This is a genomic window from Lysinibacillus sp. BSL11, assembly GCF_052928325.1.
Genome location: NZ_JAVGCX010000009.1, coordinates 111,426 through 137,483, shown reverse-complemented (window position 1 = coordinate 137,483; position 26,058 = coordinate 111,426). Strand labels below are relative to the sequence as shown.

Sequence of the window (26,058 nt, the reverse complement as noted above, 5' to 3'; positions counted from 1 at the left end):
CAATCCCTCGCCTTCCGGAAGATGTACCTTTATTATTCCCTATTCTACCTGCTCTAACAATAGTTTGTGTTGAAGATGACGATAGATCCCCTGCTGCTGCATCAGCTCTTGATGATTGCCCTGCTCGACAATTTCTCCCTGCTGAATCACGAGGATTTGATCGGCATTTTCGATTGTTTTGAGTCGATGGGCAATGACAAAGCTTGTGCGTCCCTGCATTAAATGCTGTAAGCCTCTTTGAATATCCACCTCTGTTTGGGTATCCACGCTTGATGTCGCTTCATCCAAAATTAAAATATCTGCATTCTCTAATATCGCACGCGCGATCGCAATAAGCTGACGCTGCCCCTGACTTAAATTGGCTCCCCCTGCCTGTACGGGCGTTTCGTATTGAGCTGGTAAATATTTAATAAAATGATGGGCATTCGCAATTTTTGCCGCTTCCACAACCTCTTCATCTGTTGCATCTAGCTTACCAAAGCGAATATTGTCACGAATCGTTCCCGAGAACAAATAGGTGTCCTGTAAAACCACACCAACTCTTTGGCGAATCGTCTCCATCTGATAGTGCTCGATATTATGCCCATCAATCAAAATCTCACCTTGATCGACGTCATAAAAACGTGTTAATAAATTGATAATCGTTGTTTTGCCTGAGCCTGTTGGGCCAACTAGAGCAAATGTCTCCCCTGCCTTGGCATGGAAGTCAATGTTTTTTAACACAGGCTTATTTGACTCATAGCTAAATGATACTTGCTTAAAAACAACATCCCCCTTAAGCGATGCCGTCTTGATGGCATTAGGCTTATCGGCTACCTCAGAGGGTTCATCTAGTATCTCAAAAACACGCTCTGCCCCAGCAATAGCAGATTGGAAGGTGTTTAATAGATTAGATAGCTGATTAAGCGGACGGAAAAATTGCCGAGTATAGGTCACAAAGGCGGCAATAATCCCCACTGTAACAATACTCTTCACTGCTAAAAAGGCACCTGTTCCGATGACGACAGCAAGGCCTAAATTATTCATAAAGTTATTAATCGGACCTAGTAAGCCAGAGGTAATTTCTGCTCGTTGGGCGGAGTTTCGTAGATTTTCGTTTTGCTGATGGAACGTATCAATCGTTTGCTGTTCCTTACCAAAAAGCGTAAGTACCTCCGAACCTGTAATCATTTCCTCAATATAGCCGTTCAGCTTCCCAAGATCCCGTTGCCGTGCAGCATAATTTTTACTGCTGCGTTTAATGATTTGCTTGGTTGTGAAAACGATCAGCGGAATAATAATCAATGTCACGATTGCCAATGGCCAGCTTAATGTAAACATGGCGATACTGACACCAATTACAGTTAAAATGGACGACACGATTTGCGTAACACTTTGCGCAAGTGCGGTATTTAAATTATCAATATCGTTGGTCACACGGCTCATTAGATCCCCAAGTGCCCGCTGATCAAAGAAACGTAATGTCAGCGTCTGAAGCTTTTGAAATAGTTCCAATCGCAAAGTCCGAATGGTTTTCATCGCCACATGAATCATGACATAGGTTTGCAGCCATGTCAGAATAGATGCCACTGTAAAAATAACAGCTAACACAATACCTAAACGAATCGTTCCATTAATATCTTTTTTCATAATGTAATCATCAATAATATGTCCGATCATATAGGGACCTGCAAGGCTTAAAAAGGTCGAGGCTATGACAAAAAAGATAGAGAAAAACAGCCCTACTTTTTGTTGCTTGACATAGTGCCATACACGTGACAATGTCTCCCTTTGATTTTTCGCCTTCTCAGCTGGTCCCCCCATACGCGGTCCACGTCCAAAATTCATTTGCTTTGATTGACCTTGACTCATTCTTGTTCACCAGCCTTTTGCTGTGACGCATAAATTGCTTGATAATGCGCATTTGATTGTAGAAGCTGCTGATGGGTTCCTTGCCCAACAATGTCGCCATCCTCTAGTACCAAAATAACATCTGCCTGCTGAATGGAGGCAATTTTCGACGCTACGATGAATGTCGTAGTGTCTTGATAATAGGTGGCAATAGCTCGTTGCACATGTTGTTCCGATGCACTATCGAGCGCTGACGTTGTATCATCCAGCACCAAAATGGCAGGCTTTCGAATCAACGCACGACTTAATGCAAGGCGCTGCTTCTGTCCACCCGAAAGATTCGTAGCACCCTGTGACAATTCATGCGCTAAGCCCTTATCAAGTCGCTCTACAAATTCACTGGCACAGGCGGCCTCTAATGCCTGCTGTATGTCCTCAGCTGTGGCATCATCCTTACCAAGACGAATATTTTTTTCAATCGGCCCAGAAAACAATAATGCTTTCTGTGAGGTAAATCCGATATGCTCACGTAGGGTTGCGAGTGAGTAGGATGTTAGCGGTTTTCCGTCTATGCGGATTTCGCCACCAGAGGGATCAACTAAGCGAGGTAATAGCTTCACCAGCGTCGATTTACCACTACCTGTTTTCCCAATAATACCGACCGTTTGCCCTGGTTTTACCGAAAATGAAATCTTTTTGAGGACATCCTCAGCTGTTTCATAGTAACGATAGCTCACCTGATCAAAGTCAATGGCCCCTTTTATTGGATCTGTCAGCGTATGTTCCGCTTCCTTAACAGCAATCTCTTTGTTTAACACGTCCACAATGCGTTCTCCTGAAGGCAAGGCTCGCGCGATTTGCATCAGCACCATACTAGAGGACATCAGTCCATTTAAAATAATCGTTAAATAGTTGATAAACGCAAGAATAACGCCCACTTGCAGCGTACCCGCGTCTACCTTAATGGCTCCAAGCCAAAGCGCGGCTACAATCCCTAGATTGACAACAAACATCGTAAAGGGTACAAGCACGCCGACAATTTGCTCAGCTGTAATAAAACGTTTCGTCAACGCCTCATTTAATTCTCCAAACTGTGCAACCTGCTGTGTTTCACGGCGAAAGGCTTTAACTACACGAATACCCGCCAAATTTTCCTGTAGCTTCGTATTGACGGCATCAATGGCCTCCTGAACACGACGATACAATACACCCGAATACCTCGTAAAAAAGTACATCGCTATAACCAATAATGGAACGATAATGAGCAATATGGAAAAAAGCTCACGTGCTGTGACAAACACAATAATCACTGCGCCGATAAAGAGCAAAGGTCCACGCACAAAAATACGCAGCGTCATCATAAAGGCACGCTGAATACTTTCCACATCACTCGTTAAAATCGTAATCAGCTTCCCCGTTGTAAAAGCATCTCGCTCCTTGGCTGAGTAAGTCATCATCTTCTCATAAAGAGCCTGTCGAATATCCGAGGCAAAATGAATCGCCGCCTTCGAGCTATAATACGAGCAACCAACCCCACCAATAAGCCCGAGCACTGCACTGCCAAGCATCCACACAAACATAGTCAATACGTATCCATTATCTCCATTGGCAATCCCCGTATCAATCATATGCTGCATGATGGTCGGCTGAATTAAATCCATCGTCACCTCCAGCACCATCAATAGCGGTGCAATCAGCGTGAAAAATTTATAAGGCCCCAAATATTGCCCTAATTGTTTAACTGCCTGCATACATTCGTCTCCGTTCTATTTAAATCCCATTCGTTCCTCATTATAACTGAAAATCATTCCCATTTGATAAATAATTTTTCGGGTCTCGTAATATTCTGGACTGGACTGGTTGGGGGGAGATTTGTGAGAAGAAGCGGCTTTTGGAGGGGGTGACTCTTTTATTGAGCGGGGTTCTCACATTTTGGAGCGGCTTTTCCCTGCTTAGGAGCGGCTTTCTTCCACTTTGGAGCGGGGTTCCCCTGCTTAGGAGCGACTTTCTTCCACTTTGGAGCGGGGTTCCCCTGCTTAAGAGCGGTTTCCATATACTTTGGAGCGGGTTTACCCTGCTTAGGAGCGACTTCCTCACCTTTCATAGCGGGCATTTACCTTTACAAGCAACAGCCAGCTACTTTAGATTCAGCGTCATCCTGTTAATTAAGTAAGGAACCACCCAGAGCAAGGATTATATCGAAGTAAAATAACACTCGCTCTGGATTATCTGGACCTGTCCCAAGAAACAATCATTTTCTCAAAACAAGCCCCATCACTTTTCAGAAATGTGTAGTTTCTCAAAATTTCGCAGAAAAATTTTTTGTGCCTGTGACTCATTGTCTGCAGCAATTCCTAGCAAAATGACCGTACAGGGGCCTGCTGATTTTGCACCATCAAGGGCGCATTCCACATGTCGCTCCCCAAACAGACGGGAAAATTCTCCTTGTAGCCCCCTTGATCCGACTGGCCATACTTGCTGAACAATTTCTGCCTGCCATGCCTTGAAAATAGGCAGCAACTGCGCCACATCTTTAGGCTGTGCCAACACCTCTTCGCCTACAAGCGGCAGGCCATAGGTGTACCAGCTAAGCTGATCGTGATCAAATGCTCGACGCTGCTGGATTTCTCCAAGCATTGTAACAGCTAAGCCTGACTGTAATGTGGGCATATTGGATTCCGTACTCCCCGCAATGGCTGGACATGTAAGATCTGCCTCTGCAAACACTTGCTGTATACCTTTTTCATAGCGAGACCATGCGGCATCTCCAGAAAAATTCGCAAGTAGAACTTGAACAGGTAATGCCTGTGCCGCCAGCTGTTCTAAAAAGGTCACACGTGCTGTCATATAGGCCGTCAGTTGATCGGGTGCTGACACTACATCTTGCGGTTTTTGTCCAATAGCTGCGGCATTATCCATTGTTGCAATGAACGTGCCAACTTTCATCGCATTTCTCACTGTACACGACCTTCCTTACGCACAAAAACCTTTGACAGAATGGGCATAACTACCGCGACAATAATTAAATTGATCACCGTTGCCATCAGAATACTGCCTAAAGCACCCCAGAAAAATGCTGGACTAATAATAAAGTAGAATGGGAGTGGTGCTACAATCCCGTTTAATACTAAGGCAACAGGCCATTTCCAAAAGTGCATGCCTTTTTTATGCATCACCCCAAAGACCCATACGACACTCAACATTTCTACCGCGATAATGATATGTAATGGTCCTAATGGGAAGCCAGATGTTAATGCCGTAATAAAATGCCCGATCAATCCAGCAATCCCTGCTAAGATGGGAGATAGAAAGACAACACCTAAAAAGGCAGGAGCCGAATCCAGTGCAGCCGTTGAAATAAACGTTGGAACCTTAATCATTGCCCCTACTGCACAGATGGCCGCTACCATTGCTGTCAAAACCAATTTTCTTAATTTTTGTCGTTCCATTTTATTCCCTCTTTTCTGTTGAATGTCTACTTTACTTCAATGGCTCAGCTATTCCATACCAAATCCGTACAACTTGCTCCGCTTCCTTGAACAAAGCTTGGTATAGACGACCACAGGTATCGCGTAACTGTCGGGCTTGTTTTTCCATTGGCACAACTCCACGCCCCATATCCGTCACAATAAGTGCGAGTGTACATTGCTGCTCAAGCTCTTGTAAGGTTGCTAGCACCTTTTGTACGATTTGTTCATCTTCCTCCAAATTTTGTGTCACAAGCCATTTTTCTAAGTTCTTTAGGACAAGAACATCACAGACGGGCGCTACCTCAGGTAGTTCACCAGCAATCATAACCATCTGTTGCTGTTCATACAAGCGCCTCACATAGTCGGTTTTGCCGTTATAGGCACCTCCGATAAAGACATGCATCGTGCTCCCTCCTCCCAAGCCTTTCTTGTAAATGTTAAAGCAAATTGTTTATCATGTGGCACCTGATAGGACCAAAAAGGCTGTTCTGTTGGCGCAAACGCAACAAGTAAGGCACGAATGACCCCACCATGAACCACTAAATAATAGCTATCCTCATTTTTCGGTATATAATGAAATCCATCTACAACACGTTTCATAAAATCATCGAATGCCTCACCCTGTGGAGGGGGTGTACGGATTGGATCATCTATCCATGCCCGATAGTGAGCATCCATTTTTAGCTCCTCATAGGTTTTCCCTTCGAATGCACCAAAGTTCGTCTCTCGAAGGGATGCTTCTGCCTGGTAGCTAGCATTGGGAAAATAATGAGCAGCCGTTTGTCGGCAGCGCTGTAGATCACTGCCATATACCTTTTTAACATTTGCATCCACAACAGCAAGCTTGGCTGTATCTGCTAATGGTGTATCCGTCCAACCAAGATAACGCTTTTCAAGATTCTCTTTTGTAGGCGCATGCCGCATTAAGCACACAGTAACAATGTCACCCATAGCACTACCTCCATTCCTTCAATGGAGGCACCCAGTAAATCGCCAGATACTCCACCAAAATTACGCAACGTAAATTGTCGAAAAATAAAAAGGGCAATGGCTAAAACGACGACTAAGACAACAGGAAGAAGTAAAAACTGCGTGCTCATAAAAACAACCGTCATTGCCAATATGAGCGACAACAGCATGATCGCTTTTAATCGAGTAGCATTGATATGAGACTTAAAAAAATAAGCAAGACCTTTTTCCTTTGAGCAATGGAGTGACATAAAATAAAAGCTCATGCCCACCCTTGTTAGAAAAGGGACGAATAGTACCATCCACAAGGCGAACCTCTGCTGCACGAAAAGCTCATGTAAAATAACAAATTTCCCCATCAATAAAAACACCACAGCCAATACTCCGAACGCTCCCACACGAGGGTCATCTAAAATCTCCAATCGTTTTTCTCGATCTCGATAGGAAAAATAGGCATCGCCCATATCAATAAAACCGTCTAAGTGCAAACCACCTGTCCATAAAGCAAATAGCCCTATCACAGTGAAAGCTAGCATCACTTCACTGCTTGCTGTCCACTGCATAAGACTATAAAGCACGGCTGCCACCGTTGTTCCCATTAAAGCACCTATCCATGGTAAGCAAGCAAACATGCCTGTGATGGTGGACCTCGTTAACGGAAGCTCTTTATGTACTGGCAATACCGTAAAAAATTGAAATGCCAGTAGGAGGCTATGCCAAAAATTTTTCATCCTCTTGCCTTCCTTCTTAATTATTTCCATCTCTTTACAATGCCATAGTTCATTTCGTAGGCCTCTTGTGCCATAGAAACCAACCATTGATGGAATTGTCCGAGCGTTCGTCGGTATAATTCTACTTCATCACTAGCATAAGGAGGTTCATCAAACAGTTCATTGGATACCACAAAAAAAGTCAAATCCTTCTTCAGTAGTGACAAGATCGCTTGCTTGACGGTCTGTAGCTTATTGGCTAAACACCCAGGCTGTTGTAAACAGGGTGTCCCCTTGTCATAGCCTTCGTAAAAAGCATTGGTCAGCCACGTTGTCACGCAATCCCACAGCACCACATCTCCCTCCTGAAGTGTCTCAAATACTTCTGAAATTGCATAGGGAGCCTCCACCGTCAGCCACTGAATAGGCTGTGCCTGGCGATCTGCCTGATGCCGTAAGATTCTTTTTTCCATTTCACGATCTAAGGCAATACCCGAAGCCAAATAGAGCAAGCGTTTCGCTGTACATGCCTGCGCCTCATAATACTGAAGCGCTGCTTGCTCTGCAAAATGGGATTTACCACTACGTACACCACCTGTAATAAAAATAAGCGGCATGTAGGACACCTCCTATTGTAAATGCTGTAGATTACCAATATCCTTCACAAGCCATTGTTGACCTTGCCGTTCAATCACTGTCACACTTGTCCCATGAATGTACGGGGCTGCCCACAGCTCACTAATGCTGCGTTGTAAAATAGCATTGATAATGCATTTAATCGTTACGGCGTGGGAGACAATGAGGATCGTTTCATTCTGATGTTGGGCTGCTATTTTTTTTAATGTAAACATCGCTCTTTCTGTTACGGCTCCAAAGCTTTCTGTATGACTCGCCACAAACTGCGCAGGGTAGTTCGTATATAGCTCATAATCAAGCTTATGTATCGCCAGTATATCGTCGATTGTCTGCCCCTGCCATTTCCCTAAATAGATCTCCCGTAAATCATCTTCATAGGCAATAGGCAGCTTGCGATTGGCCATCAAAATATCCATCGTCTCTCTTGCACGACCACTTGAACTACAATAAGCAGCGGTAAAAGGAATCTGTTGCAGTTGCTTGTGAAGTTTTTCTGCCGCTGCTCTACCGTTTTCCGTTAATGGAGAATCCAGCCACCCCTGTAGTCGATGCTCCTGATTCCATTGTGTTTCCCCATGTCTTACTAGATAAAAAGTTGTCACTTTTCTCTCCCCTTACTTACGTTAAACCACGCTTGTAGACAATTATGTAAAGCTGTCATGGCTGCAATGTCTTTGATGCCAATACGGAACCACTCACCCTGCAAACCTTGAAAGTTTTTTGTGTGACGCAGCACAACACCCTGTGCAAGACAATAGGTGAAAAAGGCATCCGCTTGCTGTGTTTTCGGTAAGGAGAAGCACACATAATTCGTCACACTATTCGTTACTTGGCAGCCATTGTCCTGTAAGTAACGATGCAGCCATTCCCTTTGTGCTGCGGCATCGGTAATTGCCTGCTGACAATAGTGCTGCTCGTCTAAACAGCTTGCCCCAATTACAAGCGCAAAGGCATTTAAATTCCAATGCGGCAGCATATCTTTTAAGGCGCCCACAATAGTAGCATGTGCAACCATATACCCAAGTCGTAAACCTGGGATCGCATACATTTTAGTCATCGAACGAACGACAATAACATGTGGGTTTTGTGCACTAAACGGAATCAGCGAATGCGCCTCATCTACCCAATCCATAAATGCCTCATCGATCACAAGCTCACAGTTAACGATTGCTCCGTGTGCCATTAAGGCGAGTAAATCTTCCTTATTTGGCAGTACACCAGTCGGATTATTAGGTGTACAAAGATAAACAGCATCTGCTGTCATCATTTCCTGCTGTAGCTGCTCTAATGGCAATGTGTAATCGATAAAATCCGTCACGACAATAGGAACAATCGTAGCACCTGCTGCACGCAATGTTCGCTCATACTCTGAAAAAGTAGGATGCACAATGATCACACGCTTATTGGCATAGCGTCTTGCTAGTACACTAAAAAGCTCTGAAGCCCCATTGCCTAGTAAAATCGTATTCTTCGCTACTTGATGAAAAGCAGCGACCTTTGTTAAAAAAGGTTCTCCATCTGGATCTGGATAGCGCTGAATTAGTGGATAAAAAGTACGCCAACGTGCCTCTACAAAGGCTGGTGGTCCTGCCGCATTGACATTTTCGCTGAAATCATACACCACCTCAGGCATCGTTAATCCTAATTGCTGATAAACATTATGCGGATTTGCTCCGTGATTAGGTAACTGCATAAATTAACACCTCCACTGCTAACATAACAAGCGCAAACAGCACTGTGGCAATACGCATATGAATAATGGACGTTGCAATATGCTCTTTCGTTAATGGCACTAATTTTTCCCCCATAATTGCTCGATGAGAGACAACGCCCTGATACGTATTTTTCCCTCCTAGCTGTACACCAAGCTGCACTGCAGTCGCTGCCTCTAAATAGCCACTATTTGGACTAGGATGCTTCTTAGCGTCCTGTACCCAACGCTTTAAGCGCTTGCCAAGCGAACGATCTGTTTCATTTTTCGTACCAAGCACGAGCAGTAAGCCTGTAATGCGACTTGGAATAAAATTCAGTACATCATCAAGTTTGGCTGAAAACATACCAAAGTCTTTATATTTTTCATTTTTATAGCCCACCATCGAATCCAATGTATTGACAGCCTTATAGCCCCATAAACCAATTGCCCCAAATAAAAAGGCATAAAAGAGTGGAGCTGTCACACCATCACTTGTATTCTCAGAAACCGTTTCTACCACACCACGCACGATTTCACCCTCACCTAGTTTATCGGTATCACGTCCGACAATCCAAGACAGCTTAACACGTGCTTCGGCAAAATCCCCTTTGACAAGCGGCTCATAGACAGCCATCGCCGCCTCCTTCAAGCTACGCTGTGCCAGTCCGATACCAATCAGAAGACCCTCTACAAGAATGCCGAAAATGATACTCACCTGATAGCTTAGTAATAGAATCAGCGTCACCACAAACATGGTCGTGCCAACAACAGCAAGTGCCATCACCGTGCCACGTAGCTTGCGCCATTTGCCCTTATTCCATAAGGCTGTTTGCGATTGAATCAAGTGTCCAATCCAGCGTACTGGATGAGGAAGCTTCGGAGGGTCCCCTACTACTAAATCAAAAATTAGCCCTATGATGCAGGCAATCACAATAGCAATCATTTAGACCTCGCCTCTTTATCTTTTTTGTATTTCCTAACCGCCTCACACATTGTGTCATAAACACCATAGCCAATGACCTTGCCAAGCATGGTGATGGGACCTGCATATTGATGGAAGTCCCCTTCTTCTGTCGAGGCAATAAGTAAGCTATCAGTAGATGTACCTGTAGCTAGTGTGCCTGTTGTTGGATCTGTAATACCTTCATCTACTAGAGCCTTGACCTTGGCTTCTGTAGTTGAAATCATTGCCTGAAAAAGTGCTTCATCAGACAGCTTGCCATTAATCAGCACCCAAGTATTAATGGTGCCTGCATGGTACTGCTCCTCTCGATGAAAAGCACGGGTAATATCCACCGCATTGCCAAGCCCAGCGGTAATCATAATGACAAGGTGGATTCCCTCATATGTAAAGTCACGAATAGTCGCAAACTTGGCTTGGACAGCCGTCATCATAGCCACTGTATTGTCATGCGGGAAGTGCTGTGCCTGCAAAAACTGCAGCAATTCCTGATGTGGCTGTCGTTCATCATAGGTAATAGGCACCGTTCGATTCATCAGATGCGTATAATGACCAAAGCCTGGGTTATGCATGGCTGAGGATACAACCTTCATGGCTGAAGCTGTTTGAAGGGCAACATAATCGTCAAAAATATGAATGCAATCCTTAGTAAGTATAGGCAATCAATCGCCTCCTCGCGATAAAGTTATGACGGAACATAAAAAAACAAATTCTTACAAAGAAGAATTTGTACGGTCGATTCTTTATTAAAATTTGAACCTTCTGAACATTTGTACAGAATAACAACTTCATAATACTCAAATTATTTATTTTCTTTGAAATTGTATCACAACTTTGGCTATTGTCACAATTCCATTTTCAAAGTGTTATTGCTGCTTTTGTTTGAGATTCTTAAAGCGGATAACAGAGCCGACGATAATAAAGACCCACCCAATGCCTATGTAAACAATTTTCATTGTTTTTGTCGATGACGGTAAAATATCCATAATCGTTAAACAGACAAAAAGTATCCCGATGATTGAAAAAAGCATACCAATTGTTAAATTTTTCACAAATAACCCTCCCAACTATGTACGCCCTCGATTTTACCGTATTCTCAGCAAAAAGAAAACACTAATCCAAGCAAGAAACACTTGGATTAGTGATGATTGTGTCATTATGCTTTTGCATGGGCAAAAAACTCTTCATATAATGCTTGTAAAATGCGGTTTTCATATTCCTGAAGGACACCAAACACGAGGCTCACTTCAGAAGAACCTTGATTAATCATTTCAATATTTGCGCCAGTTTTTGAAATCGCTGTGGCAGCACGGGCAGCTAATCCTGTGTTATGACGCATCCCTTCGCCCACAATCACGATCATGGAAAAACCGTGACGCATTTCTACATACTCTGCATGTAGCTCTTCTTTCACACGACTAAGAATGCGTGCTTCATTTTCTGGTGTTAGTTGATTCGAACGCATGATGACAGAAATATCGTCTAAACCAGATGGTGTGTGTTCATAAGAAATATTCTCATCTTCTAAAATTTGGAGTAGCTTACGTCCAAAGCCTACCTCACGATTCATCAAATATTTAGAGACATATAAAGTTGAAAAGCCACTGTCTGCCGAAATCCCTGTAACTGGACGACCTGTTGCAGGACGGCTTGGTACAATACGTGTACCTGGGGCTGTTGGATTATTTGTATTTTTTATGTTAACGGGCACCCCAATCTTGTAGACAGGCATTAACGCTTCATCATGGAACACTGAAAAGCCTGCATATGATAATTCGCGCATTTCGCGATACGTAATTTCTTTAATTTCCACTGGATCGTTGACGACTTTCGGATTCGCGGAGAACACACAATCCACATCCGTAAAGTTTTCATACAGCTCCGCTTCAACGGCTGCTGCTAAAATGGAGCCTGTAATATCAGAGCCACCGCGGTCAAATGTTCGCAATACGCCCGCTTTAGTGTAACCGAAGAACCCTGGGAACACAATAATTTCTTTTGTGTCTTTTAAAGGGGCTAAATTAGCATACGCTTCAGGTAATGCAAAGGTTCTTTCTGGTAAATCATTAACCACTAAACCTTCTTTAGGACTGACATAGCGTGCGGGCATACCAATGGCATTAAAGTAAGCTGCAATAAGCTTGGCGTTATTATCTTCACCTGCTGCTTTAATACTATCGATGAATAATTCCACATTTGTTTTGTCACCTTGTACACGTTCACGTAAATCTTCTGCGATTACGTCACAAATGGCATTATCTAGCCCCAAACCATCAGCAATCGCTCTAAAACGATCCACAACAGTTTGCAATTTTTCCTCTGTATTCTCTTGTTGTAACGCTGCATTTGCTAATTGTATTAATAGGTCTGTTACTTTTATATCGTCACCAGAACGTTTCCCTGGTGCTGAAACGGCAACAATCTTACGCGCCGGATTAGATTTTACAATGTTTGCTACTTTTTGTATTTGTTCTGCACTTGCTACAGATGTTCCACCAAATTTACACACGATCATATCTATCAAATCCTAACTTTTTCAAATTAATTGTATTCCTCCACAAAACAATTGACTGTACACAGTGTACAAATTATCGTTTCCTACGTCAATACAATTTAAAAAATTCACGCAATTTTTCGAGAAATATGGACAATTTTCGTACTGTTTGATTTATTATACGGATTTCACATGAAATAGTTAAGGTTTTTGTGAATTTTTTTTCGTGACGTTGACATAATCGTGAAATTTCTCGTTTTGACTTTCTTCTATATAATGAAGAAAACGCTTTCTCCATTTATGATATGCACAAATATCCACTATGTTTGTGCTATTTTTGTATGTATCGTTGATTCCTTCAGCAAGGCTTTTTCTTTTATTTATGAGGGTTCTCTCTCGTATCGAGGGGTTATTGATCAATCGCGGGTATTTGCCTCTCTACCGCGTGTTTTTCCCTTCGATTCGCGGGTATTCATTTCTCTACCGCGTGTATCTTCACTCGATTCGCGGGTATTCACCCTCATCTGCATAAAAAAAACTAGGCTCACGTCGAGTGATGCCTAGTTTTGATACTGCTATTGGATTAAATGGCTGTCCAGCCGCCGTCGATTACGAGCTCTGCGCCTGTCATGAAGCGGGATTCGTCTGATGCTAAGAACACTACGCCATAAGCTACATCTTCAGGTTCACCGAAGTATGGTAATTGTGTGTAAGCTTGATAGTATGGCAATGCACCGCCCTCCTCCATCGTAGGCGCTGTCATTGGTGTTACAATAATGCCTGGATGAACAGAATTCACACGAATTTTATCTTTACCATACTCGATCGCAGCCGATTTAGAAAGCACACGAAGCGCACCTTTTGCTGCTGTATAAGGGCTTGTACCAGCCATTCCCACGATTCCACCGATCGAAGAAATATTGATAATTGAACCACCGCCAGCTTTTTGCATTTGAGGAATCACATATTTCATGCCAATGATACAGCCATTCAGGTTAATATCCATAATTTTATTCCATTCAGCCATTTCCATGTCAGCAATCGTTTTTGGTGATGACACCCCTGCATTGTTGACGAGGATATCCACTTTGCCATATGCCTTTACAGCCTCCGCAATCACTGCTTTCCACTCATCCTCAGAAGTAACATTATGTTGAAGACCAATAATGTCCCCACCATTTTCTTTAATTTCTTTTACTAAATTATTCAAGGGCTCGATTTGTACATCTGTTGCGATGACCTTTGCGCCTTCTTGTGCAAATAGTTTTGCCTCAGAAGCACCCATTCCCATTGCTGCTCCTGTAATAATTGCTACTTTCCCATTTAAACGACCCATCATAAAACTCCCTTTCTTCTATATAAATGAACAATTCGTGAACACGTTAACAACTAGTTGTATTATCGACACGGTGTCGTTAATATGATTATAACGCGCAATTGAAAAAGGGCAAACAACACCACAGCCCATCATGACGCTTTCACAACACTTGCAATCGGACTGTTGTTTAAATAGAAAATTTAATACAAGGAGCTTCAAAATGTCGAAAAAAATGGACCCTCGCGTCATCAGAACGCGCCAATTATTAAGAGATGCACTAGTGGCATTAATTGATGAACAAGGCTATGAAAAGATTACGGTACAAGATATTACACAACGGGCTACATTAAACCGTGCCACTTTTTATTTACATTACCGTGATAAATTAGACCTTCTCTATCAAAGCTCAGAAGAAGCTTTGCATGAGCTTGTAAGTAGTATCCATCCACCCTTCGAACAGAAGAGGGATTTTGATTTATTACCAAATTATGACCAGCCACATGAGACATTTATGTATTTATTTGAACAAATAGCGCTGAATAGTAAGCTATACAAGGTCTATCTCACGGAAAAAAATATCCCTTATTTCTCCGATGGTCTTAAAGACATTATTATCAATTTTGTCTCGAGCGGGATTCAAATGATGGAGCCTGACGATCAAAAGCTGACCGTGCCCCGCGAAATGGCCGTCCGTTTTTATGCCGCCGCCTTTCTTGAAGTAATTGTCTGGTGGTTAGAAAATGATATGCCCTATACCCCCAAATTTATGGCGACCCAGTTAATGCGTATTACCATTAAAGGCCCTTATATTGACAACCCTTTTGAAAGATAAGAGCACTTAATTCACGCTCAAACGAATTTTCAATTAACAGAAAAAGGTAATCACAACACATATGTGATTACCTTTTTCGTTTCCATTTGTCTCGGAAGTTATCGTATTTTCATGTTTAACTCTCTAGTAGGGTTATAGAGTTGTAACCATTTATCCGCTTCACTGACCATCCACGTTCCAAATTCATTTAAAAACAACAACAAAACGTTCGTATCGATTATGGGCGTTATTGCATATTCAAGTGCCCTTCTCATGTCGCTTTCCTTGTCAGGGAAATATTCCGAGAACCGTTTATAGGCGGGGTATAAATCCCTTGTATAGGTGTTTTCCTTCGTTATGACAAGTGCAAGTCCTGCTCTTACTATAATTTTCATAATCCACTTGCAACAATCTTTAATATCCTCTATATCCGCATTATCTTGAAGGTCATCACAGGCATTTTTTATTTGCCCCTGCAAATGAATAAGGTGGTCATTCGCTAAAGCCTCGTCCACCTTATATCTTGGTAATCGAGGTATTAAATCCTCTCCAAACACACATATACTATGGGTTTGGAGGATGAAACTAATGATTGAAAAAGATGTCGTATTTAAAATAGCTTCTTTGCCAAATACACTTAGCTCAATCCCATCTACACAATGATGGTTTTGAGTTAATGCTTGTTCTACTTCTTTTATTCGCTTTACCTGCTGTTTTTTAGGCTTTTGCTTCGTAACCGCTATGGTGTCTAAGTCAGCTACTCCTTCAATACCTATACCCTTTGGAATTGATCCCCTTAGATAAATGCTATGTAAGTCATCTTGGAGAATTGTGCGATAGGTATGAATCACATCGTTGATGACAGCAAGAAAAATAGAGTTGATTTTATTCCAATCTGCATGATTAATTATGTATCCATCACTATCCGTCACACATAAGCTACCAATTTCTTTTATAGTCGTCATTACATCGCTCCTTTTAGGTGACTGATTTGCTTAAAAGTAGGATAGCATGTACTATATCAAACACGCTATCCAGCTTCCAAGTTGGAAGTCCTTTGAAACTAGCAGCATTTACTTTTCATTAAACTCAAATTCAATTTTTCCTTCTACCAAACGTAGGGCTGCATTAAATGGTTTGCCATTCTTTGATTTAAAGCCTTTCATCAAAGCAGTTTTGCCACTCTTACATAAGTCATGAATGTTTTTTTCCGTTAGTTTTTTTCCTAATAGCCTTTGTGGGAACGTTTGCTTACAACCATTTTTATAATTCGAACAACTGTAAAAGCTTTTACGCAAGCCTATTTTCCCTTCCTTGCATGCTGGACAGATGGCAATATCTTTTACCACGGCTGGTTTAAACTGCTCTGCTTCAATTGTCAGAGACTCTAACTGTTTAGGCACCTCTGCTATTAATTGATGAATAAACTTGCCTATGCTTTCAATAAAATGCTTGGCAGAGCCTTCCCCCTTACCAATTTTATGTAAGTAAATTTCCCATTTAGCCGTCATGGAAGGACTTGACAGTAATGTTCCTTCAATTGCCTGACATAAAAGCTGTCCTTTCGGTGTAATGCTCACGATATTTTTTCGTACTTCAATAAATCCATGCTTCTTAATCGTCTCGATAATGCCACTTCGAGTTGCCTCCGTCCCAATCCCTTCAATCGATTTCAGCACCTCGATTTCCTCTTCATCCTCAACCGATTTACCACAGGTTTTCATCATCGTAATGAGTTGACCTTCTGTATAGGGCTTCGGAGGTGTTGTCGTGCCTTCTAGTATAGCAATCTTACTTTGTACCAGCTCATCTTGGAAGACAACAGGTAAAGACTCTTCACGCGCCTGCACCTCTGTCTCATTTGAAAATAATTCTTTCCAGCCTTTGACAAGCTCTGTTTTCCCTACTGTTTTAAACTCTACATTTTTGACATTCGTGATAATCGTTTTTTCATCGTATTCATAATCCTGATGAAACATAGCGAGTGTCGTATTGAGGATTTCAAAATAAATATTTCGTTCATCAGCATTCATGGATTGCAACGCTTTGGCGGTCGGTATTTTTTTCGTTGGAATTATCGCATAGTGCTCCCCAACATTGGCACTGTCAACATAGCGCTTGTTCTTCCCTCTATTGATTGGCTGAAATGCTTTTCCCACGAGCTGCTGATAGTTTCCTAATGATTCATTTAAATAGGCAAACTCATTATGTGTAATAAGCTGTGAATCGGTACGTGGGTAAGAAACGAGCTTTTTCTCATAAAGTGATTGCGTAAGTTTCAACACATGTGATGGACTGTATTTCCAACGTTTATTGGCAGCCGCTTGTAAAGTTGATAGCGCATGTAGTTTAGGTGGTGCCGTCCGCTTCATTTTGTTCGTGACACTTGTAATGAGACCTGTATCATGCGGTTCAATCCCATGCTGTTGCAATAATTGCACTGCCTCAGCCCGCTCTTTTGTCTTTAGCTTCGCCTTCCCTTTATATACACCATGTTGAGCTTTAAATACCCCTTCGATTTCATAAAATTTTTCAGGCTTGAACTGTTCAATTTCCTGCTGTCTTTTATAAATTAAATAGACGGTTGGCGATTGTACTCGTCCGATGGAGATACTGCCCTTGAAGCCCTTTTTCTGCAACAGTAGCGTATAGAGGCGACTACAGTTCATACCCACTAACCAATCGCTAATTTGACGCGTTTTAGCTTCTTGGTACATCAGCAAGTCCCGCTCATTACCTTGCATATGATTAAAACCTTTTCGGATTTCCTCCACTTCTAATGAATTGATCCATAAACGTTTAACTGGCTTATTGACTTTTGTCATTTTCAAAAGGGAGTAGAAAATATTTGAACCCTCCCGTTCACTATCACAGCAGTTATAAATCATTGTTACTTGGGGATCACTAAAGATTTTTTTGACTGCATTGAATTGTGGATACATTTTAGAGACCACTTTATCTTCAAATTTTTGCGGAATGATCGGTAATGAAGCAAGCGACCACTTCTCCCATTCCTTGTGATATTCTTTCGGCTCCTTTAATTCAACAAGATGACCAACCGCCCAGGTAATAACTGCACCATGAGGAAAAGTAGAACAAGGTTCCAGTTCAATAAAGGTTTTCTCTTTTTGCTTCACTTTAAAGGCGTCTGCATATGCTCTTGCTTGAGATGGTTTCTCTGCTAATATCGCAATTTTCCCCATTAATCATCACATCTTCTTTACAATATTTTAGTAGCTTTTTCTATAAAAATATAAAACTCAACTAATTAGATTAGTTGAGTTGATGGTGAAATACCTTACTACTATTTTACTTTAAACCATATAAAATAGCACTTACTAAAATCTTTGACCACTTTTAAAGCAAATTATAAAGAATCAAAAATTTTCTTTACCCATTCAAGATATGCTCGCATATAGTATTCCTGCTTAAAGCCATGATTCTGACCCTCTGCTACTATCACAGTCACATCCGCGTCTGCGTTTCGTGCAGATTGGATATATTCCTGTGGACCTTTTACCCCGATTGCTAAATCCTTTGTCCCATAAGCTATAAACTGAGGTATATGAGCTGTCCTGAAATGCGTAGATAAATCTGTCTGCTGCAAGAGCTCTTCCCGCTTTTCTGGATTTCTGACATCTTCATCATTAAAAGAAGCAAAGAGCATGGGCACATTATAGCGATACGTCAATGCAGGGTAAATCATTGCAGCGGATGCTACTTGATCATCAACAGCATCAATGGCATCAGGCTGATAACTAGCAGGAAACAGATTTTCACCTTGAATGAGGTTAATAAAGCTACCCGTTTGATAACCTCCCGCACTAAAACCTATCAAACCAATTCGATCTGGATGGAGACCATAATCATTGGCATGGTAACGTAGATAACGGACAGCACGTTGAACATCTAGCTGTGGAATAGGCCACTCATAGGGATTGGAACGATAGTGAAGAACGAATGCATTAATACCTGCTTTATTTAATGATGCAGCTATTTCCTTTCCTTCCGCTGTTCCTCCATCCATTTCCTTAAAGCCATAACCACCACCTGGCATAATAATGACGGCACTGTCACTGTTCGCGACCGTATAAGGAATCAGATAGGGCTCATCTTCATAGGTTGATTTTTCATAACCCCCTTCAATTTCATGGATATAGGTAAAGGTATCAATGGCCACTTCATTGTCTTTATAGTCTTCTCCCACGATGCCAGTGGAAAATTTGAATGTCGCCAAAAGTCTGTTAGGATTGCCCTTAATATTCATATCATCTAGCTTACTTCCCGAATGATTACCTGCCACTTCTTCTCCCCAAATCTCCACCTTGTCTTCAATATCCGCAACTGGCTTGCCTGGTTTATTTCCTAATGGATTAATCACAAGAATAGCGTATCCAATCCCCATAAACAAAGTCAGTATAACTAGAAGGATTCCTGCTATCTTGGCTATCTTCTTCGCTACCCTCATCATCATAACCTCCATTAAATTTACTTATGTATCGTTTACTATTTATTATCTCGGGTAAAGGATTATTAACCTTTAGCTCATTCTTTAGCAAATAACGATTGAAGATCTTGTATAGCATTACAAAATTTTATTCTTCCATTTTCTAAAGGATTAAAATGACCTTACTAAAGAAATGTCTGAAGACCAAAAATTTTTAAAAAACTGCATACGTACCTTGCGTAAACTATATTATTAAAACACAACAATAATTTTTTCTAAATATGGGGTAGGTATTGTAAAAAAAGGAGGGATACGATGTTTGATGAAGCTGCATATTTTATTTTTAGAGCGCTGTTAATTTTAACGGTTTTGGTTGTGGTGGTAGGAATCCCACTTGGTGAAATATTGATTAGAAAAAAATAAAACTGCATCTAAATGGATGCAGTTTTTGATTTTTATCCTACTTTGTGTCGATAATAGATTTTGGAATTGTTGAAATAATGAACTATATAGAAGTCTTAGAATGGATTTTCACCTTTTATAAAAGGGATAAAAACTACATAAATTGAACCAATAAAAATGAGCCAAAAGAGTACAGATGTACGTCGCTGTTTAAAGATATTACTTTCCTGAAAAATAAAAATACCGACAATCAACGAGTATAAGACGAATAAAATATACGATAATCCAAACCAGTTTACCCATACGTCACCTGTAAATTGAATTCCAAAATTCTCGTATATAGGCCTTAAAATATAAGTTGTAAAAAGGAAACCAATCGATAGAATTACAATGATTTCGAGTAAACTAAGTACAACTTTCTTCCATTCATCCAAATAAATTACCTCATTTCTTCTGACAACATGAAAATATAAACCTGCGTAATGGTACAAACAAAGTTGCAATTTTGTTAAAGTAGAAAAAGGCTCTACTCCTTATTAAGAGTAAAGCACTCCGTTAAAACAATAGTAAAATACTATCATCCACCTTATGGAACTGTATTACTCATAACCGTCACAAAGCCGTTCATCGAGGCATTATCAATTAATTGAAGTATGCCTAGTCTTGCGGTATCACTGTATGCATACCAATGATTTGCAGTAGTATCATGCACCAATACTCCGCCTAAGTTCCCTGTTGAAAAATAAATATCAAACCGCTTGATACTGTTCGAGTCTTGGTCTAAAAAATCAAATTGCGCATTTTTATCATAGTCCCCTACTGGAATGGGATGAGTATCCCAAGGATTATAAGTAGGTGCTTCGACTTTACTTCCATTATTTTTTATAAAAGTATTATAAATAGCTTCGTTATAACCATTCCCATTAATTTGCTGTATGACTCCGCCTAATGTCATATGATATTCGTATTGCAAAGCTTTTACTTTTATACCATTAATAAAGAGAGGCTGTGTCTCAACTGTTACTGTACCGTTATTGTAAGTGACATTGCTGCCAAATGTTTCGGCAATAAAACGCATCGGAACAAAAGTACGATTATTTTTCATGTATGGCTCTACATCAAGCAGTTCTGTTTTACCGTTTTTCACCACTTGATTACGATTAAGCTTTAGTATGACCTGCATATCGTTTTTAGTAAGGGTAATTTGAGCATCCGTCCAAGTAACATTTGCCCCTAAATTTTCGCTAATTACACGTAAAGGAACCATTGTCCGATTATTTTTAACTTCGGGGTTTACATCGGATGCAATGGTAACACCGTCAACTTTTATTTGAAAATCGGCTGCATATGTAGGTGATGAAGTCATGATTAAAATCAATGCAAGAAAAATTCCTGAGAACACTTTTTTCAACTTTGAACACTCCTTTTCTTAAAACTCACTATTCTCCCAAAAAATACATTTCACTAAATATTTTACCATAAAAATCCACATATATCGTTAAACTATTCTACTCTTTATTCAATCTACATGACCTATTAAAAGAAGACGCGTTTCGAAATAAACGCGTCCGATTGTTAGATAAGGATACTGATGAAAATTATCCAATAAGGCTTTAGGAAGGTTTTTGCCTTCATGCGTAAATTGATGTTCTTTCTAAAAAGCTAATAAATTCCTCTACTAAAGGCTGGCTGCCAAATTCCTTGGGCATTTTTTTCCATACTTAGCTCTATTGGTCCTTCAAGTGAAATAAATTTTATAACCCCTGTTGTATCTGTTTGCTGCTCAAACTCTGCATGTTCTAACCCCACGAAGAGATTTGCGATAATAAGGCGATTTATTTCCTTTGTAAACAACTTTTGACGTACGATTTTCGTTTTCTCATAATATCTTTGAACACTTTCTGTTTCATCGTTCCTATTTGTTGTGAACAATGCTTCATATGTTTCATAATCTTTTTCCATATCACTCATTAAAAACATTTTAGTAATCGCTTGGGGTGGCATATTTTTTAACTTTTCAATATTATAATCCTCTTTAAAGGCATTAAAAACTTGCTGCTCCTGTTCAGTCAATTCAAATGTTAGCTCAAAATTTTGGAAGCCTACGACCTTACCTACTAATTGTCCCTCACTAATTTTCATAATCGTATGGCCCTCGTCACTGTCATAAACAACCATTTCTTTTTCTTTCGCAGAAATCGATTTGTCATTGAATGGCGCTGGTCTAGTTCCAAAATTATGAAAAAAGTAAGGATTTTTCAATGGGTCATTGATATCCTCTTTTTTTATTTGCTCATTTAATCCATGAACTTTTAATGGGGTATCATCTACTAAAATTTGCCCTTGCTTCATTGTTACATGATCATTACCTAATCCTAATACAGTTGAAACGACAAGCCCATCCGTTCCATAAAAGGCAATATAATCTCCATACGTAATGGGGGCTTCCTTATCGATAATCATTGGCAAAAAATGCAGCATCCATTGTTTCCCAAGTAGATGGGCATATTGCGGCTCAATGATGTCTAAAGAGGAAACATCATCGATAATCGGTAATAGCTCAGTTTGCTGACTTGCGGTTTGTAGGTTATTCTTTTGAGAAAACTCAACGAATAGCATTAACCCAATAATGAAACAGGCTGCAATAGATACGGTGACAACCTGCCAGTTGAACTTTCTTTTTATGGGTTTCTTTTGCAATATACGGTGCTTGATGTCGTTTGTAAATGGGGCATCTTGTCGCAATTCTTCTTTTAGCTTGTCTTTAAATTCCTTCATAAAATATTGCCTCCAGTTCCGGATTTGTTTTCAACAATTCTCTCGCTCGACGAATCCTTGTACGAACGGTGTTTTGTGAGACGTTTAATAAACTAGCAATTTCAGAAACATCAAATTCTTCATAATAAAACAGTACAATGACTTCCCTATAATGAAGTGGTAATGCAAAGACAATTTGCTTTAAGGTTGCAAAATCCTCAGTTGCTATATATGTTTGCTCAACTGAGGGTTCAGTTCTGCCTAGTGGTAAAAGTTTTGAAATAAATGATTTTCTCTTTTGTTTACGTAGTTCATCGTGACAGCAATTAATAGCGATACGGGTTAAATACGTTTTCAATGAAGCATCTTTTCTAAAATCGTCTTTACGTAATAAGTACTTCATGAGTACGTCCTGTGTAATCTCCTCTGCAAGCTGAAAATCCTTCATATATAAATAGCTAAGATGATACAAATATTCACCATATTGTTCTACGATTTGTTCCAACAACAACTCACCTCGTTTCAATCCTACTTCTTAGACGCTCGTTTTCTAAAAAATTGTTCAATCTCCTGGAAATATTTTAGAGTAGCCTTTTTATCAAGATTGCAGTAGTATGCAATGCACTTATAGATGATGCAACAGTACCTATGTATTAGATGGGCTTACTGATAATGGCCCTTTTCATGAAGAAAGACGCTTTCCTATTATTTCAGAAAAGCGTCCGAGAAGATCGTTATTCAACTATAACTATAGTTCGTTCAAGAAGGACTGTTCTTTTTTTGATTGGTTAAATAAATCTATTCTTTCTTTTATACTTTCGTTCTTGCTAATATCCCACCATTCAACCACCATATAAATCTCATTTATATCTTCAAGTGTAACAAAGTCACCATTTTTATTGATATACGGCCCTGCAATAGCACCAGTTGTATATTCTGCTATATTCGTCTCACCAGTAACTGAACCAGTATGAACTACCGAATCATCACTCTCGATAACCACATGCGTTTCAAAGTGGAAGAAATCTGTCATATACGTATTGACGTTTTTCATTTTTAAGGTTCCAAATCCTGCTTTAAAGTCTTCTGGTGTTATAACAATTTCATATCCTGTTAGATTCCAGCTTTCACTTTCACCCATCAATAATAAATAATAAGTATTACCACTTTTTTGAGCATTGCAGCCAGATAGTACAAAGAACGACAACATCAAATAAATGCAAGGTACTAAACCTTTTATATGCTTCTTCATTCCATCCCCCTTTGACAAATTTTCGCATAAATATTAAATTCCCAAAAAGAATGCTATTCAACTCTTTAAAAGAAAAAGACACGTTCCTATATATAAACGCGCCCTTTTCTGGAATAAAAAATGAGTTACTCAATATTCATATACTTTTGTAGGCAACTTGAACGATTTGTTGTTCACCATTCTTCTCAAAAATCTTATAATTTTCCATCCCGATTTTTTCCGCAACTTTTTGGGATGGGATATTTTTTAAGGTCGTGTATGAAAATATTTCGGAATAGCCCAGAACATTCCATGCATATTCCTTACAAGCACACGCCGCTTCTGTGGCATACCCTTTATTCCAATACGCTTTAATAATGTGAAACCCGATTTCAGGTAACCATACACCGTCAATGTTCTGCATGGTTATTCCACAATCACCGATAAATTTATGCCCATCTTTTAAAATAACTGCCCATAGTCCGTAATTATATTGCCTATAATTTTTCTCATTCCATCTGATCCAATTTTTAACCTCTTCTTGATTAAAGGGATGAGGATAATATTGCATAGACTCTGGGTCGGAAAGCACTTTTGATAATTCATGATGATCGTCCATTTTTAACGCTCTAAGATATAATCGTTCCGTCTCGATTATCTGCAAAATGCCCACCCTTTGCTTTTAATTTATTTTGCCACAAAATATCACGCATTCCTTTTTAGAAATGCGCAGTACCTGTTTTTAAGCACATTTGAAGCTAAAAGTTACCCAAAGTAATGATGAAAACACCAAACAACAAGAAACAGACTTACGATCCCCCAAGCAGTGGTACTCCATATCCACCAAACTACAGATTTAGCTTTTGATGAATTTTCCTCTTCTTCCATATTCAATTTTATAAAAGCGACCTTACTTTCCATATCTTTTTTCATAGAGGCGAGCACAACAAATCCAATTATTATGAAACCAATAGTTATCCAAAGTAGTAGGTCCACCAATACACTCCCTTTATATAATTGAATTTCACCACAATTTATTATAATAATTAGATTCTACAAAGATAACAATAAACCCATTGTTCTTTAATGAAGAGAGCATTACTTATTAGCGAAATATGCTCCCTCTTAAAACACTGGAATCTACTATCCTACTTTTTGTTCTGTCGGTATACAATAAAAGTAAGTCCATTTAATATAAATGTAAAAATGAGAAGAACTGCTGTGGCTATCACGACTGCACGTGTCGTGTCCATGAGTGCCGTCCAATCCTCAATTTTTACTAAATGATAATTATAGAACATCTGAAAACTAATTGAAATAGCAGAGGCACTGATGCTGAGAACGGAAAGGATGCCCCAATTAGAATGTTCATGTTTTTTATTTCCCATGAGATAAATAACTGGAAGTATCCAAGCGATTAGTCCTAGTAAGAGACTGCCAATATTAAGCCAACCAATCATAACGAATCCCTCTTTCTATTTTGTATTACTGTTTAACAATACTTAACGGTAAATTGTAGGAAAGGTTTCAAATAACTGTATTATTCAACAATATTGCCCTTTAAAAGAAAAAGACACGTTGATTAATAAACGCGCCCCATTGCCGAAAACTATTATTCAATTAAAACTACCATTATAAACTTTATCTTTTCGCTTCACTTGTATTTGCGTAAATATTTTCACTATTAATATACCAACTATTCCACCAAGCATATTACATAATAAGTAGATACCATCTAGAGAACCAATGTTCCTAGGAACTAAACTAAACGACCCTAATAGTAGACGTAAAAGCTCTATTCCTAAACAACACAATATCACTATAAAAATGGCTTTATTTCTATTTTTAAAATGGAAAAGAACGAATAAAAATATCCCTAAAGGAAGTAATAATAAAAAATTATAAACTATAGCTGAATAGCTCCACAAATACATACTGAAGTGGATACCATCAAAAATTCCAAACCAATCATTAGCTGTAATAAAACTCCTACTTTTGTCTGCTGGATTTAGAGGTAAAAGTGTTATTCCCCCTACTTTAATTTGAAGTAAACATAGTAAATAGAAGAGAAAGCTATATAAAGTAACGCGTCTTTGGTTACGCTTGATTTCTTTTCTAAAGTAATCAAGAAATACATCTATAAAAATATAGACCAACAACACTAAAAATCCGAAAGGAACAATATTATATAGAACATAGTTTGTATGCAAGTAAACACCTCCTAAATTTTGTAACAACTATCATTTTACTTATTTTAACAATGTTAGTCAAAACCATTTTTCCATTTAGATGCTTTTAATGTCATATATAAAAAAATACCCCTATAGAC

General features: G+C 39.7%; 28 protein-coding genes. 1 reads left to right on the top strand and 27 read right to left on the bottom strand.

Annotated features, from left to right (window positions below; all coding sequences use genetic code 11):
* Window positions 1-39: 39 nt before the first annotated feature.
* The 15 genes from RCJ95_RS12650 to RCJ95_RS12580 form a co-directional block, all read right to left on the bottom strand.
* A complete protein-coding gene (locus RCJ95_RS12650) occupies window positions 40-1,851 on the bottom strand; it encodes an ABC transporter ATP-binding protein (RefSeq protein WP_312130235.1) in 1,812 nt (603 codons plus the stop codon).
* Window positions 1,848-3,581, bottom strand: coding sequence for an ABC transporter ATP-binding protein (locus RCJ95_RS12645; protein WP_446722374.1), 1,734 nt, complete (start codon window positions 3,579-3,581; stop codon window positions 1,848-1,850). The genes RCJ95_RS12650 and RCJ95_RS12645 overlap by 4 nt, the downstream gene beginning before the upstream one ends.
* 523 nt (window positions 3,582-4,104) lie before the next feature.
* The gene (locus RCJ95_RS12640; protein ID WP_263082450.1) at window positions 4,105-4,788 is read right to left on the bottom strand and encodes a hypothetical protein; all 684 of its coding nucleotides are present in this window, start codon (window positions 4,786-4,788) and stop codon (window positions 4,105-4,107) included.
* Window positions 4,785-5,279, bottom strand: coding sequence for an ECF transporter S component (locus RCJ95_RS12635; protein WP_446722373.1), 495 nt, complete (start codon window positions 5,277-5,279; stop codon window positions 4,785-4,787). Before RCJ95_RS12635 ends, RCJ95_RS12640 begins: the two co-directional genes overlap by 4 nt.
* Window positions 5,280-5,310: 31 nt before the next feature.
* A complete protein-coding gene (locus RCJ95_RS12630; RefSeq protein ID WP_313150701.1) occupies window positions 5,311-5,703 on the bottom strand; it encodes a bifunctional adenosylcobinamide kinase/adenosylcobinamide-phosphate guanylyltransferase in 393 nt (130 codons plus the stop codon).
* Window positions 5,655-6,251, bottom strand: coding sequence for a histidine phosphatase family protein (locus tag RCJ95_RS12625; protein ID WP_221683109.1), 597 nt, complete (start codon window positions 6,249-6,251; stop codon window positions 5,655-5,657). The genes RCJ95_RS12630 and RCJ95_RS12625 overlap by 49 nt, the downstream gene beginning before the upstream one ends.
* Window positions 6,224-7,000, bottom strand: coding sequence for an adenosylcobinamide-GDP ribazoletransferase (cobS, locus tag RCJ95_RS12620; protein WP_221683110.1), 777 nt, complete (start codon window positions 6,998-7,000; stop codon window positions 6,224-6,226). Before cobS ends, RCJ95_RS12625 begins: the two co-directional genes overlap by 28 nt.
* 20 nt (window positions 7,001-7,020) lie before the next feature.
* Window positions 7,021-7,596, bottom strand: coding sequence for a bifunctional adenosylcobinamide kinase/adenosylcobinamide-phosphate guanylyltransferase (locus RCJ95_RS12615; protein WP_221683111.1), 576 nt, complete (start codon window positions 7,594-7,596; stop codon window positions 7,021-7,023).
* Window positions 7,597-7,608: 12 nt separating this feature from the next.
* Window positions 7,609-8,217, bottom strand: a complete 609-nt coding sequence (locus tag RCJ95_RS12610; protein ID WP_369579285.1) for a histidine phosphatase family protein — start codon at window positions 8,215-8,217, stop codon at window positions 7,609-7,611.
* Window positions 8,214-9,308 (bottom strand): pyridoxal phosphate-dependent aminotransferase, encoded by a 1,095-nt coding sequence (locus RCJ95_RS12605; protein ID WP_257521968.1) that lies wholly within the window; start codon window positions 9,306-9,308, stop codon window positions 8,214-8,216. The genes RCJ95_RS12610 and RCJ95_RS12605 overlap by 4 nt, the downstream gene beginning before the upstream one ends.
* On the bottom strand, window positions 9,295-10,251 hold the full coding sequence (gene cbiB / locus RCJ95_RS12600; protein WP_257521967.1) for an adenosylcobinamide-phosphate synthase CbiB: 957 nt from the start codon (window positions 10,249-10,251) through the stop codon (window positions 9,295-9,297). Before cbiB ends, RCJ95_RS12605 begins: the two co-directional genes overlap by 14 nt.
* Window positions 10,248-10,931, bottom strand: a complete 684-nt coding sequence (locus RCJ95_RS12595) for an adenosylcobinamide amidohydrolase (protein WP_221683115.1) — start codon at window positions 10,929-10,931, stop codon at window positions 10,248-10,250. Before RCJ95_RS12595 ends, cbiB begins: the two co-directional genes overlap by 4 nt.
* A 204-nt stretch (window positions 10,932-11,135) precedes the next feature.
* Window positions 11,136-11,321: a hypothetical protein gene (locus tag RCJ95_RS12590; protein ID WP_048390624.1), complete on the bottom strand. Its 186-nt coding sequence runs from the start codon at window positions 11,319-11,321 to the stop codon at window positions 11,136-11,138.
* Between the two features lie 104 nt (window positions 11,322-11,425).
* Window positions 11,426-12,784, bottom strand: a complete 1,359-nt coding sequence (locus RCJ95_RS12585; protein WP_221683116.1) for an aspartate kinase — start codon at window positions 12,782-12,784, stop codon at window positions 11,426-11,428.
* Between the two features lie 562 nt (window positions 12,785-13,346).
* Complete coding sequence (locus RCJ95_RS12580; protein WP_221683117.1) at window positions 13,347-14,099, bottom strand: glucose 1-dehydrogenase; 753 nt, start codon at window positions 14,097-14,099, stop codon at window positions 13,347-13,349.
* Window positions 14,100-14,301: 202 nt separating this feature from the next.
* On the opposite strand from RCJ95_RS12580, the gene RCJ95_RS12575 reads away from it, so the two are divergent.
* On the top strand, window positions 14,302-14,913 hold the full coding sequence (locus RCJ95_RS12575) for a TetR/AcrR family transcriptional regulator (RefSeq protein ID WP_221683118.1): 612 nt from the start codon (window positions 14,302-14,304) through the stop codon (window positions 14,911-14,913).
* Window positions 14,914-15,011: 98 nt separating this feature from the next.
* Here RCJ95_RS12575 and RCJ95_RS12570 read toward each other — a convergent pair whose 3' ends face one another.
* The 12 genes from RCJ95_RS12570 to RCJ95_RS12515 form a co-directional block, all read right to left on the bottom strand.
* A complete protein-coding gene (locus tag RCJ95_RS12570) occupies window positions 15,012-15,857 on the bottom strand; it encodes a nucleotidyltransferase (RefSeq protein ID WP_221683119.1) in 846 nt (281 codons plus the stop codon).
* Between the two features lie 108 nt (window positions 15,858-15,965).
* Entirely contained in the window at window positions 15,966-18,095 is a 2,130-nt protein-coding gene (topB, locus tag RCJ95_RS12565) for a DNA topoisomerase III (RefSeq protein WP_446722372.1), read from the bottom strand.
* Between the two features lie 164 nt (window positions 18,096-18,259).
* The gene (locus RCJ95_RS12560; RefSeq protein ID WP_446722371.1) at window positions 18,260-19,360 is read right to left on the bottom strand and encodes an alpha/beta hydrolase; all 1,101 of its coding nucleotides are present in this window, start codon (window positions 19,358-19,360) and stop codon (window positions 18,260-18,262) included.
* Between the two features lie 497 nt (window positions 19,361-19,857).
* Window positions 19,858-20,175 carry a hypothetical protein gene (locus RCJ95_RS12555; protein ID WP_221683122.1) on the bottom strand — a complete coding sequence of 106 codons (318 nt, stop codon included), beginning with the start codon at window positions 20,173-20,175 and terminating at the stop codon, window positions 19,858-19,860.
* 152 nt (window positions 20,176-20,327) lie between these two features.
* Complete coding sequence (locus tag RCJ95_RS12550) at window positions 20,328-21,152, bottom strand: copper amine oxidase N-terminal domain-containing protein (protein ID WP_221683123.1); 825 nt, start codon at window positions 21,150-21,152, stop codon at window positions 20,328-20,330.
* Window positions 21,153-21,403: 251 nt separating this feature from the next.
* Window positions 21,404-22,519: a hypothetical protein gene (locus RCJ95_RS12545; RefSeq protein WP_221683124.1), complete on the bottom strand. Its 1,116-nt coding sequence runs from the start codon at window positions 22,517-22,519 to the stop codon at window positions 21,404-21,406.
* The gene (locus tag RCJ95_RS12540) at window positions 22,506-23,003 is read right to left on the bottom strand and encodes an RNA polymerase sigma factor (protein WP_221683125.1); all 498 of its coding nucleotides are present in this window, start codon (window positions 23,001-23,003) and stop codon (window positions 22,506-22,508) included. Before RCJ95_RS12540 ends, RCJ95_RS12545 begins: the two co-directional genes overlap by 14 nt.
* Window positions 23,004-23,246: 243 nt before the next feature.
* Entirely contained in the window at window positions 23,247-23,750 is a 504-nt protein-coding gene (locus RCJ95_RS12535; RefSeq protein ID WP_446722370.1) for a hypothetical protein, read from the bottom strand.
* 136 nt (window positions 23,751-23,886) lie between these two features.
* A complete protein-coding gene (locus RCJ95_RS12530) occupies window positions 23,887-24,393 on the bottom strand; it encodes a GNAT family N-acetyltransferase (protein ID WP_446722369.1) in 507 nt (168 codons plus the stop codon).
* Between the two features lie 101 nt (window positions 24,394-24,494).
* On the bottom strand, window positions 24,495-24,725 hold the full coding sequence (locus RCJ95_RS12525) for a hypothetical protein (protein WP_257521957.1): 231 nt from the start codon (window positions 24,723-24,725) through the stop codon (window positions 24,495-24,497).
* A gap of 152 nt (window positions 24,726-24,877) precedes the next feature.
* The gene (locus RCJ95_RS12520; RefSeq protein ID WP_221683127.1) at window positions 24,878-25,189 is read right to left on the bottom strand and encodes a hypothetical protein; all 312 of its coding nucleotides are present in this window, start codon (window positions 25,187-25,189) and stop codon (window positions 24,878-24,880) included.
* A gap of 156 nt (window positions 25,190-25,345) precedes the next feature.
* Entirely contained in the window at window positions 25,346-25,939 is a 594-nt protein-coding gene (locus RCJ95_RS12515; RefSeq protein WP_446722368.1) for a VanZ family protein, read from the bottom strand.
* Between the last annotated feature and the right edge of the window lie 119 nt (window positions 25,940-26,058).

Coding starts and splice junctions, on each gene's coding strand:
- RCJ95_RS12650 (WP_312130235.1), bottom strand. CDS start 1,851: ATGAGTCAAGGTCAATCAAAGCAAATGAATTTTGGACGTGGACCGCGT.
- RCJ95_RS12645 (WP_446722374.1), bottom strand. CDS start 3,581: ATGCAGGCAGTTAAACAATTAGGGCAATATTTGGGGCCTTATAAATTT.
- RCJ95_RS12635 (WP_446722373.1), bottom strand. CDS start 5,279: ATGGAACGACAAAAATTAAGAAAATTGGTTTTGACAGCAATGGTAGCG.
- RCJ95_RS12630 (WP_313150701.1), bottom strand. CDS start 5,703: ATGCATGTCTTTATCGGAGGTGCCTATAACGGCAAAACCGACTATGTG.
- RCJ95_RS12625 (WP_221683109.1), bottom strand. CDS start 6,251: ATGGGTGACATTGTTACTGTGTGCTTAATGCGGCATGCGCCTACAAAA.
- cobS (WP_221683110.1), bottom strand. CDS start 7,000: ATGAAAAATTTTTGGCATAGCCTCCTACTGGCATTTCAATTTTTTACG.
- RCJ95_RS12615 (WP_221683111.1), bottom strand. CDS start 7,596: ATGCCGCTTATTTTTATTACAGGTGGTGTACGTAGTGGTAAATCCCAT.
- RCJ95_RS12605 (WP_257521968.1), bottom strand. CDS start 9,308: ATGCAGTTACCTAATCACGGAGCAAATCCGCATAATGTTTATCAGCAA.
- cbiB (WP_257521967.1), bottom strand. CDS start 10,251: ATGATTGCTATTGTGATTGCCTGCATCATAGGGCTAATTTTTGATTTA.
- RCJ95_RS12585 (WP_221683116.1), bottom strand. CDS start 12,784: ATGATCGTGTGTAAATTTGGTGGAACATCTGTAGCAAGTGCAGAACAA.
- RCJ95_RS12580 (WP_221683117.1), bottom strand. CDS start 14,099: ATGGGTCGTTTAAATGGGAAAGTAGCAATTATTACAGGAGCAGCAATG.
- RCJ95_RS12575 (WP_221683118.1), top strand. CDS start 14,302: ATGTCGAAAAAAATGGACCCTCGCGTCATCAGAACGCGCCAATTATTA.
- RCJ95_RS12570 (WP_221683119.1), bottom strand. CDS start 15,857: ATGACGACTATAAAAGAAATTGGTAGCTTATGTGTGACGGATAGTGAT.
- topB (WP_446722372.1), bottom strand. CDS start 18,095: ATGGGGAAAATTGCGATATTAGCAGAGAAACCATCTCAAGCAAGAGCA.
- RCJ95_RS12560 (WP_446722371.1), bottom strand. CDS start 19,360: ATGAGGGTAGCGAAGAAGATAGCCAAGATAGCAGGAATCCTTCTAGTT.
- RCJ95_RS12545 (WP_221683124.1), bottom strand. CDS start 22,519: ATGAAGGAATTTAAAGACAAGCTAAAAGAAGAATTGCGACAAGATGCC.
- RCJ95_RS12535 (WP_446722370.1), bottom strand. CDS start 23,750: ATGAAGAAGCATATAAAAGGTTTAGTACCTTGCATTTATTTGATGTTG.
- RCJ95_RS12520 (WP_221683127.1), bottom strand. CDS start 25,189: ATGATTGGTTGGCTTAATATTGGCAGTCTCTTACTAGGACTAATCGCT.